This window comes from Pseudomonas sp. 2hn, from assembly GCF_019646095.1.
Classification (GTDB): Bacteria; Pseudomonadota; Gammaproteobacteria; order Pseudomonadales; family Pseudomonadaceae; genus Aquipseudomonas; species Aquipseudomonas peradeniyensis.
In genome coordinates this window covers 5,846,078-5,860,330 of record NZ_CP081016.1, presented here as the reverse complement: position 1 = coordinate 5,860,330, position 14,253 = coordinate 5,846,078, and the positions used below count along the sequence as shown (strand labels likewise).

Sequence of the window (14,253 nt, the reverse complement as noted above, 5' to 3'; positions counted from 1 at the left end):
CAGAGAGCCTGGCGATTCTACGAGTGATGGGTAGCGATAAGCCATCACTTTATGCGGGTATTTCTCATTCAGCTTTCCAGCCAGACATCCCGTGCCCAGTGCCAGACCGATTCCCAGCTTTCCTCGGTGACGATTTCTTCTTCGCCGGACCACAGCACCACGGTGCCGTCCTCTTCGACGCAGTAGTAGTCGTCACCGTCCTGGCAGATGGGAATGAGGTCGCGGGGCACGCCGGCGTCCCAGGCGTTGGCCGCCACTTCCGGCAGGTAGGTGTGGGATTGCGGATCGGTCACGGTCACCGGCTCGAGGCTGCCGTACACCACGTCACTGACGGTCAGCAGGTATTCCTTGAACACGAACGGGATGTTGATGAACAGTTCTTCCTCGATCTCGACCAGCTGATCCTCGTCCGGCAGTTCCAGCGGCACCGGTACCGGCTCGTTGGCTTCACGGAGTTGTTCGATCACTTCTTCCACGGTTCACATCCTCTGACCTTATGACAACGCTGCGCGTTATACCCTAGTAGGCCGCTCTGGCAAAAGCAAAAACCCCGGGACAGGCCCGGGGTTTTTTCTGCAACGTGCGACGGTTAACCGTTTTGGCGGATACCGGCCAGCAGCCAAGGCTGGTTCTCGCCATGGGCGCGAACCATGTGCCAGCTTTCGCTGAAGGCTTCGCCCTGGTCGAAGCGCGAGGTCTTCGACACGCCACGGAAGGTCAGGGTGGCGTCGGTCTGGTCGACACGCTCGTCGACGCCGTCCAGTTGCACATCGAGGTCGTCGATGTAGGTGGACTGGAAGCCTTCACCCTGCTCGGCGCGCTCGCGCTTGAGGAACTCGAGCATCTGCGGGGTGACGAACTCGGCGATCTTGTCCATCTCGTTGGCGTCCCAGTGCTGCTGCAGCGACTGGAAGTGCGAACGGGCGGCGGACAGGAAGCTGGCTTCGTTGAACCAGGCCGGGGCGTTGATCACAGGCGAGGCGACCGGTGCGGCGGAGCCGCCGAAGATCGACTGCGGGGCGGCCTGCGGCTGGGCTTCGCGCTGGTACGGGGCGTGGCCGGCGGCAGCGTGTTGCGGCTGCTGCTGGCGACGGCGCGCGGCGATGAAGCGGAAGACCAGGAAGGCGATCAGGCCCATGATCAGGAAATCGAGGATCTGCATGCCATCGAAGCCGTCGCCCATGAACATGGAGGCCAGCAGGCCACCGGCGGCGAGGCCGGCGAGTGGGCCCAGCCAGCGCGAGGCACCGCTGGCGGCGGCGGGTGCGCGACCAGGAGCGGTCGGGGCGGCGGCAGGCGTGGTCGGGGTGGCCTGGCGGGTCTGGTGGATAGGCGCGGAGCCCGAGCTCTTGCCACCACCGAAGCGCTTGGCGTTGGCGTCGAGGCTCAGCGTCAGGCCGACGCAGAGCGCCAGAGCGATGCTAAGAAAACGTTGCATAAGATGGGGATTCCCGTTTGTGTGGATTGCACGCGCGTCATGGTGCACATGAACTGGCAGACATAGCCAGCGACAAGATGTTTCGAGCTTTTGCCTGATTGTAAGGATGGTCAGGGTCGTGTGGGAGCGGGTTTACCCGCGAAGAAGGCGACGCGGTGCCTGGCACGGGCTTCGCCCGTGTTCGCGGGTAAACCCGCTCTCACAGGATCCGCGAAGCCAGTGGGAGTGGTAGTCAGATAGCTTCCAGCTTCGCGTAGCCCAGCATCAGCCACTTGCTGCCCTCGGAGAAGTTCACCTGCACCCGTGCCTGGGCGCCGGAGCCCTCGAAGTTGAGGATGACGCCTTCGCCGAACACCGCATGCTGCACCCGCTGGCCGAGGCTGAAGGCGGTCTGCGGGATGCTGGCGTTGGCGAACAGGCTGCTGGCCGGCGTCTTCGCGCCACCGAACGGACGACTGACGGTGTTCGACAGGCGCACTTCCTGCACCAGCCCGGCGGGGATCTCCCGGACGAAGCGCGATACCTTGTTATAGGTCTCGCTGCCATACAGGCGGCGGGTCTCGGCGTAGGTCATGACCAGCTGGCGCATGGCCCGGGTGATGCCCACGTAGGCCAGGCGGCGCTCCTCTTCGAGGCGGCCGGGCTCTTCCAGGCTCATCTTGTGCGGGAACAGGCCTTCCTCCATGCCCACCAGGAACACGTACGGGAACTCCAGGCCCTTGGCGCTGTGCAGGGTCATCAGCTGGATGCTGTCCTCGTGCTCGTCGGCCTGGGTGTCGCCGGCCTCCAGCGAGGCGTGACCGAGGAACGCCGACAGCGGCGAGAGGTCGGCGTCTTCGTCGCTGGTCTCGAAGTTGCGCGCCGCGCTGACCAGTTCCTCAAGGTTTTCCACCCGGGCCTGGCCTTTCTCGCCCTTTTCTTCCTGGTGATAGACGATCAGCCCGGACTGCTCGATGACGGTCTGGGTCATCAGGTGCAGCGGCATGTCCAGCACCTTGGCGGCGAGGTTCTCGAGCAGCTCGATGAACGCGCCCAGGGCGCTGGCGGCGCGGCCCTTGAGGGCCTTGGCGGCGAGTAGCTGGCACATGGCTTCCCACATCGACAGCTGGCTGTGGCGGGCGTGGTCGCGGATGGCCTCGACGGTCTTTTCGCCGATGCCCCGTGGCGGCACGTTGATCACCCGCTCCAGCGCCGCGTCGTTGCCGCGACCTTCGAGCAGGCGCAGGTAGGCCATGGCGTTCTTGATCTCGGCGCGCTCGAAGAAGCGCTGGCCGCCATAGATGCGGTAGGGGATGCGTTCGCGCAGCAGGGCCTCTTCCAGCACCCGCGACTGGGCGTTGGAGCGGTACAGGATGGCGATCTCGCTGCGCGCGTTACCCTGCTTGACCAGGCTTTCGATGGTCTCGACTACATAGCGCGCTTCGTCGTGCTCGTTGTACGCGGCATAGAGCGTGAGCGGTTCGCCTTCGCCCATGTCGGTCCACAGCTCCTTGCCCAGGCGCCCGCTGTTGTTGGCGATCAGGGCGTTGGCGGCCTTGAGGATGCCGCCGGTGGAGCGGTAGTTCTGCTCCAGGCGGATCAGCTCGGCGTCCGGGAAGTCGGCGGTGTACTGGTGGATGTTCTCGATCTTGGCGCCGCGCCAGCCGTAGATCGACTGGTCGTCGTCGCCCACCGCCATCAGGCTGTCGCCCCCGGAGGCCAGCAGGCGCAACCAGGCGTACTGCACGGCGTTGGTGTCCTGGAACTCGTCCACCAGCAGGTGGCGGAAGCGGCGCTGGTAGTGCCTGAGCAGGTCCGGGTGGTCGCGCCACAGGTCGAGGGCGCGCAGCAGCAGTTCGGAGAAGTCGATGACCCCGGCGCGGTCGCAGGCCTGCTCGTAGGCCACATAGATGTCGCGCATGGTGGCCAGGAACAGGTCGCCGCTGGCCTGGATATGCCGTGGGCGCAGGCCTTCGTCCTTCTGCCCGTTGATGAACCACTGGACCTGGCGCGCCGGCCACTTCTGCTCGTCCAGGCCCATCTCGCGGATCACCCGCTTGATCAGGCGCTGCTGGTCGTCGCTGTCGAGGATCTGGAAGTTCTGCGCCAGCCCCGCTTCCTGCCAGTGCGCCCGCAACAGGCGGTGGGCCAGGCCGTGGAAGGTGCCGACCCACATGCCGGCCGGGTTGATGCCCAGCAGTTGCTCGATCCGCTGGCGCATTTCCGCCGCGGCCTTGTTGGTGAAGGTCACCGACAGGATCGAGTGCGGCGAGGCCTGTTCGACCTGGATCAGCCAGGCGATGCGGTGCACCAGCACGCGGGTCTTGCCCGAGCCGGCGCCGGCCAGCACCAGTTGGCGCCCCACCGAGGCCGCCACGGCCTGGCGTTGAGCGTCGTTGAGGGAGTTCAGCAGGAGGGAGAGGTCGTCATTATGCATCCGGGCATTCTATGGCCGTGCGAAGGCAGGGGCAAACGCCCCGGACGCAAATCGCCGGACGGGCGCTCGACCGTTCATCGGTGGACTTGTCCGGTGCCCGTGGTTGAGCGGTCAGACCTGGACGCAGCAGACATTTTCGAAATCATGACGCAGAGCAGTTTGGTCCGACGCGGTGCTTGTGTATGCTCCCTGCACATTTGCGGTCAGCCATAACAAGAAGACAAAAGAAACCAGCCAATATGACCCAGGATTGCGCGGCGATCGGAGCATCGCCGGAGACGACAAGGAGCGTTCGCAGGCAATTCGCCACCCAGCTGTCGATCGAGCGTACTCGCCTGCTGTACCAGGGCTCGTTGCTGCCCACCTTGTTCATGTTGCTCAACGGCCTGCTCTGCGCCTGGCTGCTGTGGAGCCCTGCGCGCTATTTGCTGGTCGGGGTTTGGATGGCCTGGCTGGTGGCGCTGGTGGCGCTTCGGGTGATCCAGGTGGCGGCCTTCGACGCGGCGACGCCGGCGCGCCAGGCCAAGCCGACCTGGCGGCGCATGTTCCTGCTCGGTTCGGCGTTCAGTGGCCTGACCTTGGCCTGCGCGGTGATCGCCTTGGCGCCGGCGGACAACTTCGTGCAGCAGGCCTGGGTCTTCGGCCTGCTCGGCGCGGCGGCGTTGTCGGCCAGTGTCGCCTACGCGGTCAGCCTGCCGGCGTTTCTCAGCTTCGCCCTGCCGTGCCTGCTGCCGCCGATCGCGTTTCTATTCGTCTATGACGCCGGACACCAGCGCGGCTGGGGCTGGCTGGGGCTGATCCTGCTGGTGGCGCTGATGGTGGTGGCCTGGCAGGTCAATCGCCTGATCGAGCGCGGCCTGCTGCGCCGTTTCCAGAACCAGGCGCTGATCGAGCACCTGCAGAACGCCCAGCGTCATGGCGAGGGCCTCAACCGTCAGCTCAGCGCAGAGATCGCCCAACGACGCCGGGCTGAGGACGACCTGCGCAAAGCCCATGCCGGCCTCGAGCAGCGCGTGGCCCAACGCAGTCATGAGCTGGACCTGGCCAACCAGGCCCTGAGCAAGAGCGAGCAGCGCCTGGCCCTGGCCTTGCAGGCCAGCGAACTCGGGCTGTGGGATTGGAACCTGGAAACCGACGAGGTCCATCACACCCAGCTGCATACGTTGTTCGGCCTGGATCCGGAGCAGGTGCGCTCGGTGCGCGCCGACCTCAAGCCGCGGCTGCATCCCGATGACCTGCCCGTGCTGCGGCGCACGCTGGTCGAGCACCTCAAGGGGCGCACCGAGGACTACCGGGTAGAGTACCGGGTACGCCACGCCCAGGGGCACTGGTGCTGGATCGAGGACCGGGGGCGGGCGGTGGAGACCGATGGCCAGGGCAAGGTCCTGCGCATGCTCGGCACCCGCCGCGACATCACCGCGCAGAAGGAACAGGAAGAGCAGCAGCGCCTGGCCGCGACGGTGTTCGAGGCGGCCAGCGAAGGGATCGCCATTCTCGACGCGGACTTCCAGTTGCTGGCGGTGAACCAGGCCTTCTGCGATGTCACCGGCTACGGCCGGGCCGAGCTGATCGCCCGCAACGCCCTGGAGCTGCCTTGCAGCCGCGATGCCCGGCGCCACAGCCAGGCCATCGACCAGGCCCTGGAGCAGCAGGGCCGCTGGCAGGGCGAGCTGGTCGAGGCGCGCAAGAACGGCGAGCTCTACCCGCAGTGGCTGCAACTGAACAGCGTGAATGACCCACGGGGACGGATCGTCAATATCGTTGGCTTCTTCACCGACCTGTCCGCGCGCCGCGAATCCGAGGAGCGTCTGCGCTACCTGGCGCATTACGACGACCTCACCGGGCTGGCCAACCGCGCGCTGTTCCGCTTGCGCCTGCACGAGGCGGCGCAGCGCATGCGCCTGAACGGCCGCAGCCTGGCGCTGCTGCATGTGGACCTGGACCGCTTCAAGCTGCTCAACGAGAGCCTGGGCCATGAACTGGCGGACCAGCTGCTCAAGAAGATGGCCCAGCGCCTGGCCAACGCGGTGCCGGAGGCCGACACCGTGGCGCGCCTGTCTGGCGACGAGTTCGCCGTGCTGTTCGACGGCTACACCAACCTGTCGAGCCTGGTGCGCGTCACCACCCGGCTGCTCGACAAGCTGCGCGTGCCCCAGCGCGTGGGTGGGCACGAGGTGGTGATCAGCGCGTCGGTGGGCATCAGCCTGTTGTCCGACGCCACTCAGGACCTCAATAGCCTGGTCAGCCAGGCCGACATGGCCAAGCAGCACGCCAAGCACCTGGGCGGCGACAGTTTCCAGTTCTATACCGAGAGCCTGCGCGCCAGCACCCTGCAACGCCTGCAGCTGGAAAACCAGCTGCGCAAGGCCATCGATGAGCGCCAGTTGCTGGTCTACTACCAGCCCAAGCTGTGCCTGCGCACCGGGCAGCTGCATGCGGCCGAGGCGCTGGTGCGCTGGCAGCACCCCGAGTGGGGCATGGTGCCACCCAGCGAGTTCATCGGCCTGGCCGAAGAGACCGGGCTGATCGCGCCCATGGGGGAGTTCGTGCTGCGCCAGGCCTGCTGGCAGGCGTGCGAATGGTTGCGCCAGGGCCTGGAGGTACGCGTTTCGGTCAACCTGTCGGTGTACCAGCTGCGCCAGGGCAAGCTGGTCAGCCTGGTGCGCCAGGTCCTGCAGGAGTCCGGCCTGGCGCCGCACCTGCTGGAGTTGGAACTGACCGAAAGCCAGTTGCTGGACAGTGTCGAGCACATCATCACCACCTTCGAGCAGCTGCACGCGCTGGGGGTGAAGCTGGCCATCGATGACTTCGGTACCGGCTATTCGTCACTGAGCTACCTCAAGCGCTTCCCGGTGGACTACGTGAAGATCGACCAGGCGTTCATCCGCGGCCTGCTCGAAGGTTCACAGGACGCGGCCATTACCCGGGCGATCATCGCCATGGCCAAGAGCCTGCAACTGAAAGTGGTGGCCGAAGGGGTGGAAACCCGCGAGCAGCTGCAGTTCCTGCGCGAGCATGGTTGCGACGAGGTGCAGGGCTACCTGATCAGTCGTCCGGTGGACGCGACCTCGTTCCGCGCGCTGCTTGATCGCTCGACGGCCGACCTGTTGCGCTAAAGGTCGGCCTAGGCGCCCGGCATGAAATTGCCGGGGCTGCTTTGCAGCCCTTTCGCGGCACGAGGCCGCTCCTACAGGTGCCAGGCCTGGCCCTGGCGGGCCAGCAGGCTGTTGGCCTGTTCCGGGCCATTGCTGCCGGCGGGGTAGGGGCGTGGCGCCTGGAAGTGTTCCTCCCAGCCCTGCAGGATCGGGTCGATCCAGGCCCAGGCGGCCTCGACCTCGTCGCGGCGCATGAACAGCGTCGAGTCGCCTTCCAGCACATCCAGCAGCAGTCGCTCGTAGGCGTCCCAGCGGCGGGTCTGGGCGAAGGCCTGGGCGAGGTTCAGGTCCAGTTCGACCGGTGCCAGGCGCATGCCCTTGCCCGGGCTCTTGGTCATCATGCGCAGGCTGATGTGCTCGTCCGGCTGTAGCTGGATCAGCAATTGATTGACCTGGCCACCGCTGAACAGCTCGTGGGGCACCGGCTTGAACTGGATGACGATCTGCGACGAGCGCCGCGCCATGCGCTTGCCGGTGCGCAGGTAGAAGGGCACGCCGGCCCAGCGCCAGTTGTCGATGTGCGCCTGGACCGCAACGAAGGTCTCGGTGTCGCTGTCGTTGTCCACGTCTTTCTCGAAGTAATAGGCCGGCACTTCCTGGCCGCCGATCTTGCCGGCGCCGTACTGGCCGCGCACGGTCTTGTCCTGCACGTCCTGGCCGGTGATGGGCTTGAGCGCGCGAAGGATCTTCACCTTTTCGTCGCGCACCGCCTCGGCCTCGAACTGCGCCGGCGGTTCCATGGCCACCAGGCAGAGCAATTGCAGCAGGTGGTTCTGCAGCATGTCGCGGGTGGCGCCGGCACGGTCGTAGTAGGCGCCGCGGTTCTCCACGCCGAGGGTCTCGCAGACGCTGATCTGCACATGGTCGACCTGGCCGTTGCGCCACACCGGCTCCAGCAGGGCATTGGCGAAGCGCAGGGCCATGAGGTTCTGCACGGTTTCCTTGCCCAGGTAGTGGTCGATGCGAAATACCTGCGGTTCGCTGAACACCGCGCCGATGGCCTCGTTGATCGCGGTGGCCGACTCCAGCGAGTGACCGATGGGCTTCTCCAGGACGATGCGCGCCTCGCTGTCGGCAAGGCCGGCGACGCGCAGGTGGTTGGCGATGGGCACGAACAAATTGGGCGCGGTGGCCAGGTAGAAGATGCGCGTGAGCCCGCCGGGCTCGCCCAGGTAACGGGCCAGGCGACCGAAGTCGGCGCTCTGCGCGGCGTCCATGGGGAAGTAGTCCAGGCGGGCGCAGAAGCGCTGCCAGACGTCCTCGTCGAAGTCCTGGCGGGCGATCTGCGCCCGGCAATGGCGTTCGGCGAGCTTGAGGTAGTCGTTGCGCGAAAGGTGGCGTCGGGCCAGGGCGATGATCCGCACGGCATTGTGCAGGCGGGCCTCGCGATACAGGTGGTAGAGCGCCGGGAGCAGTTTGTGCAGGGCCAGGTCGCCCGTGCCGCCGAAGACCAGGATGTCGCAAGGAATCGTCAAACCACCACTCTCCACGTTCGTTTAGCTGGGCGGGTTGGCAAGCATGTAGTATAACTACAAGAAAGCTACATCCCGGCACGCCGATCATAACCGAGTCCAGCCCGTGAATCTGTTGCAACATATCGACCAATCGCGGCACCTGCTGCGCAAATCGGAACTCAAAGTGGCCGACCATGTGCTGCTCGATCCGGCTGCCGTCATGCACAGCTCGATGGCCGATCTGGCGCACAGCGTGGGGATCAGCGAGCCGACCATCGTGCGCTTCTGCCGGGCGATCGGCTGCTCGGGCTTCCAGGACCTCAAGCTCAAGCTGGCGCAGAGCCTGGCCGCCGGCGCCAGTTTCGGCCAGTTCGCCATCCATGAAGACGACTCGGTCGCCGACTACAGCCTGAAGATCTTCGACACCACCCTGCACACGCTGATGGAGGTGCGCGAGCACCTCGACCCGCAGGCGCTGCAGCAGGCGGTGACCGCCATGGCCCAGGCCCAGCGCGTGGAGTTCTACGGCTTTGGCGCTTCCGGCGCGGTCGCGGCCGATGCCCAGCACAAGTTCTTCCGCCTGCTGCTCAGCGCCGCGGCGTATTCCGACCCGCACATGCAGGCGATGTCGGCGGTCACCCTGAAGCCGGGCGACGTGGCGGTGTGCATTTCGCAGTCGGGGCGCTCCAAGGACCTGCTGATCACCGCCAACCTGGTGCGTGAAAGTGGCGCCAACCTGATCACCCTGTGCCCGAGCCAGACGCCACTGGCCGAATTGTCGACGGTCAACCTGGCCATCGACGTGCATGAGGACACCGAGATCTATACCCCGCTGACCTCGCGTATCGCTCACCTGGTGGTGATCGACGTGCTGGCCATGGGCGTGGCCATGGCCCGCGGGCCAAGCCTGGTCAATCACCTCAAGAGCGTAAAGCGCAGCTTGCGCAGCCTGCGTTTGTCGCCTAAGTCGATCAAGGCTACCGACGACTGAGCAATGCAGAGGTTCCGTGGGAGCGGGCTTGCCCCGCGATTGCAAACGCGGGGCAGGCCCGCTCCCACGCAGATTTCATCATTTCGTCACCATTCCACCGCCAAACCGTAAACCGCCAAGGCCAGTCTGAAACTCCCGCATCCTATCTGGGAGACAGGCAATGGCACATGATCACGCAGGTGTGTACCAACCCAACGCCAAGGCTCGCAAGCAGCAGGAAAAGGACCAGCGCCGCATGGAGTTTCGCCGCGCGATCGAAAGCTACTGCGACCAGCGCCAGCTGCTGCGCGAGCTGGCCGACTACCCCGAGCTGCAGGACATCACGGTGTGGCAGGTGTCGGCGGCAACTTCCCCGAGAAACGCTGCACAAGCCCGCTGATCTGTGCACGTTCGCCGCGGATGAACGCTTGGAACGCCAAGGCGACCGGCGACTGGCGCTTGTTTTTGGACTGCACCAGGCACCAGCTGCGGTATAGCGGCAGCTCTTCCACCGGCAGCTCCCTGAGCACGCCGGTGGCCAGCTCCAGGTTGACCGCGTGGCGGGTCAGCAGGGCGATGCCCAGGCCGGCCACCACGCATTCGCGCTGGGCATCCGTGGAGGCCACCTCGAGGGTCTGGGTGAAGTGCACGCGCTTGTCCTTGAAGAACTCCTCGCAGGCCTTGCGCGTGCCCGACCCTTGTTCGCGGACCAGCAGGGCATGAGGCTCGAGGTCCTGCAGGCGCAGCTGTTCGAGCTTGCACAGCGGGTGATCCGGTGGCGCCACGGCAATGATCGGGTTGTTGAGGAAGGGCAGGAACTCCAGGCCCATGTCCTGGGGCACCATGGACATGATGGTCAGGTCGTCGCGGTTGTCCGACAGGCGCCGGATCGCCTGGGCCCGGTTGACCACCGTGAGGGTGAGGTTGACCTCCGGGTGGCGCTGCTTGAAGGCGGCGAACAGGTGTGGCACGAAGTACTTGGCGCTGGATTCGATCGCCAGTTTCAGCTGCCCCTGCAATGAGCCCTGCAGGTCCGACAGCTGCATGTCGAGGTTCTCCAGGCGCCCGAAGATATCCCGGCTGGCGCGTTGCAGCGCCTCGGCTGCCTCGGTCAGGTAGAGCTTTTTGCCGACGTACTCGAACAGCGGCTGGCCGACCAGCTCCTCGAGCTGGCGGATCTGTAGACTAACGGCGGGTTGCGTCAGCGCCATCTCCTCGGCCGCCCGGCTGTAGGAGCGCAGATCACACACCTCGTTGAACACCTGAAGCTGACGCAAAGTCATACGCATCAAGGACTTACGCATTTTTTCCGGGGCTCCGGCAAAACCTTGTTACCTCACTATAAGCTTTTGCTAATACTGCCCCTAACAAATATTGATTTTTGTTTATCGACCTTCAGCGCTAGGGTGAATATGCGACTGGCCAGCGACGTCTGGTCACGCGCCGACCGGTAAAACCGGATCGTCTGTTCCTACGGCTTTGGGAAGACTCCAGTGATAACAAAAATCCTGATCGCCAACCGGGGTGAGATCGCAGTTCGGATCGTGCGTGCCTGCGCCGAGATGGGCATTCGCTCCGTCGCGATCTATGCCGACGCCGACCGTCACGCCCTGCACGTCAAGCGCGCCGACGAGGCCTACAGCATCGGTGCCGAGCCCCTGGCCGGCTACCTGAACCCGCGCAAGCTGGTGAACCTTGCTGTCGAGACCGGCTGCGATGCCCTGCATCCAGGCTACGGTTTCCTGTCGGAAAACGCCGAGCTTGCGGAGATCTGCGCCGAACGCGGGATCAAGTTCATCGGCCCGGCCGCCGATGTCATTCGCCGCATGGGCGACAAGACCGAAGCACGCCGCACCATGATCGCGGCCGGTGTGCCGGTCACGCCCGGCACCGAAGGCAACGTCGCCGATATCCATGAAGCCCTGCGCGAAGGTGACCGCATCGGTTACCCGGTGATGCTCAAGGCCACCTCCGGTGGCGGCGGGCGCGGCATCCGCCGCTGCAACAGCCGTGAAGAGCTGGAGCAGAACTTCCCCCGTGTCATTTCCGAGGCCACCAAGGCCTTCGGCTCGGCGGAAGTGTTCCTGGAGAAATGCATCGTCAACCCAAAGCACATCGAGGCGCAGATCCTCGGTGACAGCTTCGGCAACGTGGTGCACCTGTTCGAGCGTGACTGCTCGATCCAGCGCCGCAACCAGAAGCTGATCGAGATTGCCCCAAGCCCCCAGCTGACCCCCGAGCAGCGCGCCTACATCGGCGACCTGGCGGTGCGCGCGGCCAAGGCGGTGGATTACGAGAACGCCGGTACCGTGGAGTTCCTGCTTGCCGATGGCGAGGTGTACTTCATGGAAATGAACACCCGGGTGCAGGTGGAACACACCATCACCGAGGAAATCACCGGCATCGACATCGTCCGCGAGCAGATTCGCATCGCCTCCGGCCTGCCGCTGTCGATCAAGCAGGAAGACATCCAGCACCGTGGCTTCGCGTTGCAGTTCCGCATCAATGCCGAAGACCCGAAGAACAACTTCCTGCCCAGCTTCGGCAAGATCACCCGCTACTACGCCCCCGGCGGCCCCGGCGTGCGCACCGACACGGCGATCTATACCGGCTACACCATCCCGCCGTTCTACGACTCCATGTGCCTGAAACTGGTGGTCTGGGCGCTGACCTGGGAAGAAGCCATGGACCGCGGCCTGCGGGCCCTGGACGACATGCGCGTGCAGGGGGTGAAGACCACCGCCGCGTACTACCAGGAAATCCTGCGCAATCCGGAATTCCGCAGCGGCCAGTTCAACACCAGCTTCGTCGAAAGCCACCCTGAACTGACCAACTACTCGATCAAGCGCAAACCCGAAGAGCTGGCCCTGGCCATCGCCGCCGCCATCGCCGCGCACGCAGGCCTGTGAGGAACCGAACAATGTCCAAGAAAATCTTTGTCACCGACACGATCCTGCGCGACGCCCACCAGTCCCTGCTGGCCACCCGCATGCGCACCGAAGACATGCTGCCGATCTGCGACAAGCTCGACAAGGTCGGCTACTGGTCGCTGGAAGTCTGGGGCGGCGCCACCTTCGACGCCTGCGTGCGCTTCCTCAAGGAAGACCCGTGGGAGCGCCTGCGCAAGCTGCGCGCCGCATTGCCCAACACCCGCCTGCAGATGCTCCTGCGCGGCCAGAACCTGCTGGGCTACCGCCACTACAGCGACGACGTGGTCAAGGCCTTCGTCGCCAAGGCGGCGGTCAACGGCATCGATGTGTTCCGCATCTTCGACGCCATGAACGACGTGCGTAACCTGCGGGTGGCCATCGAGGCAGTGAAGGCCGCCGGCAAGCACGCCCAGGGCACCATCGCCTACACCACCAGCCCCGTGCACACCATCGACGCCTTCGTGCAGCAGGCCAAGCAGATGGAAGCCATGGGCTGCGACTCGGTGGCGATCAAGGACATGGCCGGCCTGCTGACCCCGTTCGCCACCGGCGAGCTGGTCAAGGCGCTGAAGGCCGAGCAGTCGCTGCCGGTGTTCATCCACTCCCACGATACCGCCGGCCTGGCTGCGATGTGCCAGCTCAAGGCGGTGGAAAACGGCGCCGACCATATCGACACCGCGATCTCCAGCTTCGCCTGGGGCACCAGCCACCCGGGTACCGAGTCGATGGTCGCCGCGCTCAAGGGCAGCGAGTTCGACACCGGCCTGGACCTGGAACTGCTGCAGGAGATCGGCCTGTACTTCTATGCCGTGCGCAAGAAGTACCACCAGTTCGAGAGCGAGTTCACCGCGGTGGATACTCGCGTGCAGGTCAACCAGGTACCGGGCGGGATGATTTCCAACCTGGCCAACCAGCTCAAGGAGCAGGGCGCGCTCAACCGCATGAACGAAGTGCTGGCGGAGATCCCGCGGGTGCGCGAAGACCTCGGCTTCCCGCCGCTGGTGACCCCGACCTCGCAGATCGTCGGTACCCAGGCGTTCTTCAACGTGCTGGCCGGCGAGCGCTACAAGACTATTACCAACGAGGTGAAGCTGTACCTGCAGGGCGGTTACGGCAAGGCCCCGGGCGTGGTCAACGAGCAGCTGCGCCGCCAGGCGATCGGTAGCGAGGAAGTGATCGACGTGCGCCCGGCCGACCTGCTCAAGCCGGAGATGGCCAAGCTGCGTGCCGATATCGGCAGCCTCGCGCACTCCGAGGAAGACGTACTGACCTTCGCCATGTTCCCCGACATCGGCCGCAAGTTCCTCGAGGAACGCGAAGCCGGCACCCTCAAGCCCGAAGCCCTGCTGCCGATTCCGGAAGCCGGTGCGGTGGGCTCGGTGGGCGGTGAGGGCGTGCCGACCGAGTTCGTCATCGACGTGCACGGCGAGACCTACCGCGTCGACATCACCGGCGTGGGCGTCAAGGCCGAAGGCAAGCGCCACTTCTACCTGTCCATCGACGGCATGCCGGAAGAAGTGGTGTTCGAGCCGCTCAACGAGTTCGTCGGCGGTGGCGGCAGCAAGCGCAAGCAGGCCAGCGAGCCGGGCCATGTCAGCACCAGCATGCCGGGCAACATCGTCGATGTGCTGGTCAAGGAAGGCGATGTGGTCAAGGCCGGCCAGGCGGTGCTGATCACCGAGGCGATGAAGATGGAGACCGAAGTCCAGGCGGCCATCGCCGGCAAGGTCGTGGCCATCCACGTGGCCAAGGGCGACCGGGTGACCCCGGGCGAGATCCTGATCGAGATCGAAGGCTGACAGAAGCCTTCATCTGCAAGCGGTTAACCTCTGGGGAGCGAATGCTCCCCTTTTTTTGTGCTGGGTTTCCCGGCCCCTTCGCGGGTAAACC

The 14,253-nt window shown here is 65.2% G+C and carries 10 protein-coding genes; 5 read left to right on the top strand and 5 right to left on the bottom strand.

Annotated features, from left to right (window positions below):
• Positions 1 to 68 precede the first annotated feature (68 nt).
• The 3 genes from K2O50_RS26350 to uvrD form a co-directional block, all read right to left on the bottom strand.
• The gene (locus K2O50_RS26350; protein WP_028689999.1) at positions 69 to 476 is read right to left on the bottom strand and encodes an SMI1/KNR4 family protein; all 408 of its coding nucleotides are present in this window, start codon (positions 474 to 476) and stop codon (positions 69 to 71) included.
• A 113-nt stretch (positions 477 to 589) separates the two neighbouring features.
• Positions 590 to 1,438 carry a Tim44 domain-containing protein gene (locus tag K2O50_RS26345; RefSeq protein WP_050707576.1) on the bottom strand — a complete coding sequence of 283 codons (849 nt, stop codon included), beginning with the start codon at positions 1,436 to 1,438 and terminating at the stop codon, positions 590 to 592.
• A 232-nt stretch (positions 1,439 to 1,670) separates the two neighbouring features.
• The gene (gene uvrD, locus K2O50_RS26340) at positions 1,671 to 3,854 is read right to left on the bottom strand and encodes a DNA helicase II (RefSeq protein ID WP_050707575.1); all 2,184 of its coding nucleotides are present in this window, start codon (positions 3,852 to 3,854) and stop codon (positions 1,671 to 1,673) included.
• 239 nt (positions 3,855 to 4,093) lie between these two features.
• Between uvrD and K2O50_RS26335 the strand changes: the two genes are divergently transcribed.
• A complete protein-coding gene (locus tag K2O50_RS26335) occupies positions 4,094 to 6,970 on the top strand; it encodes a bifunctional diguanylate cyclase/phosphodiesterase (RefSeq protein WP_050707574.1) in 2,877 nt (958 codons plus the stop codon).
• Between the two features lie 71 nt (positions 6,971 to 7,041).
• Here K2O50_RS26335 and zwf read toward each other — a convergent pair whose 3' ends face one another.
• Positions 7,042 to 8,484, bottom strand: coding sequence for a glucose-6-phosphate dehydrogenase (zwf, locus tag K2O50_RS26330; RefSeq protein ID WP_050707573.1), 1,443 nt, complete (start codon positions 8,482 to 8,484; stop codon positions 7,042 to 7,044).
• A gap of 103 nt (positions 8,485 to 8,587) precedes the next feature.
• On the opposite strand from zwf, the gene hexR reads away from it, so the two are divergent.
• Both hexR and K2O50_RS26320 read left to right on the top strand, forming a co-directional pair.
• The gene (gene hexR / locus K2O50_RS26325; RefSeq protein WP_023630201.1) at positions 8,588 to 9,454 is read left to right on the top strand and encodes a transcriptional regulator HexR; all 867 of its coding nucleotides are present in this window, start codon (positions 8,588 to 8,590) and stop codon (positions 9,452 to 9,454) included.
• A 160-nt stretch (positions 9,455 to 9,614) separates the two neighbouring features.
• Positions 9,615 to 9,833 carry a PA3496 family putative envelope integrity protein gene (locus K2O50_RS26320; RefSeq protein WP_050707572.1) on the top strand — a complete coding sequence of 73 codons (219 nt, stop codon included), beginning with the start codon at positions 9,615 to 9,617 and terminating at the stop codon, positions 9,831 to 9,833.
• Here the strand turns inward: K2O50_RS26320 and K2O50_RS26315 are convergent.
• The gene (locus K2O50_RS26315) at positions 9,775 to 10,722 is read right to left on the bottom strand and encodes a LysR family transcriptional regulator (RefSeq protein ID WP_162232991.1); all 948 of its coding nucleotides are present in this window, start codon (positions 10,720 to 10,722) and stop codon (positions 9,775 to 9,777) included. The two genes, K2O50_RS26320 and K2O50_RS26315, sit on opposite strands and share 59 nt — an antisense overlap.
• Before the next feature lie 204 nt (positions 10,723 to 10,926).
• On the opposite strand from K2O50_RS26315, the gene K2O50_RS26310 reads away from it, so the two are divergent.
• Both K2O50_RS26310 and oadA read left to right on the top strand, forming a co-directional pair.
• Complete coding sequence (locus K2O50_RS26310; RefSeq protein WP_050707570.1) at positions 10,927 to 12,342, top strand: acetyl-CoA carboxylase biotin carboxylase subunit; 1,416 nt, start codon at positions 10,927 to 10,929, stop codon at positions 12,340 to 12,342.
• 11 nt (positions 12,343 to 12,353) lie between these two features.
• On the top strand, positions 12,354 to 14,162 hold the full coding sequence (gene oadA / locus K2O50_RS26305) for a sodium-extruding oxaloacetate decarboxylase subunit alpha (RefSeq protein ID WP_050707569.1): 1,809 nt from the start codon (positions 12,354 to 12,356) through the stop codon (positions 14,160 to 14,162).
• Positions 14,163 to 14,253: the final 91 nt, after the last annotated feature.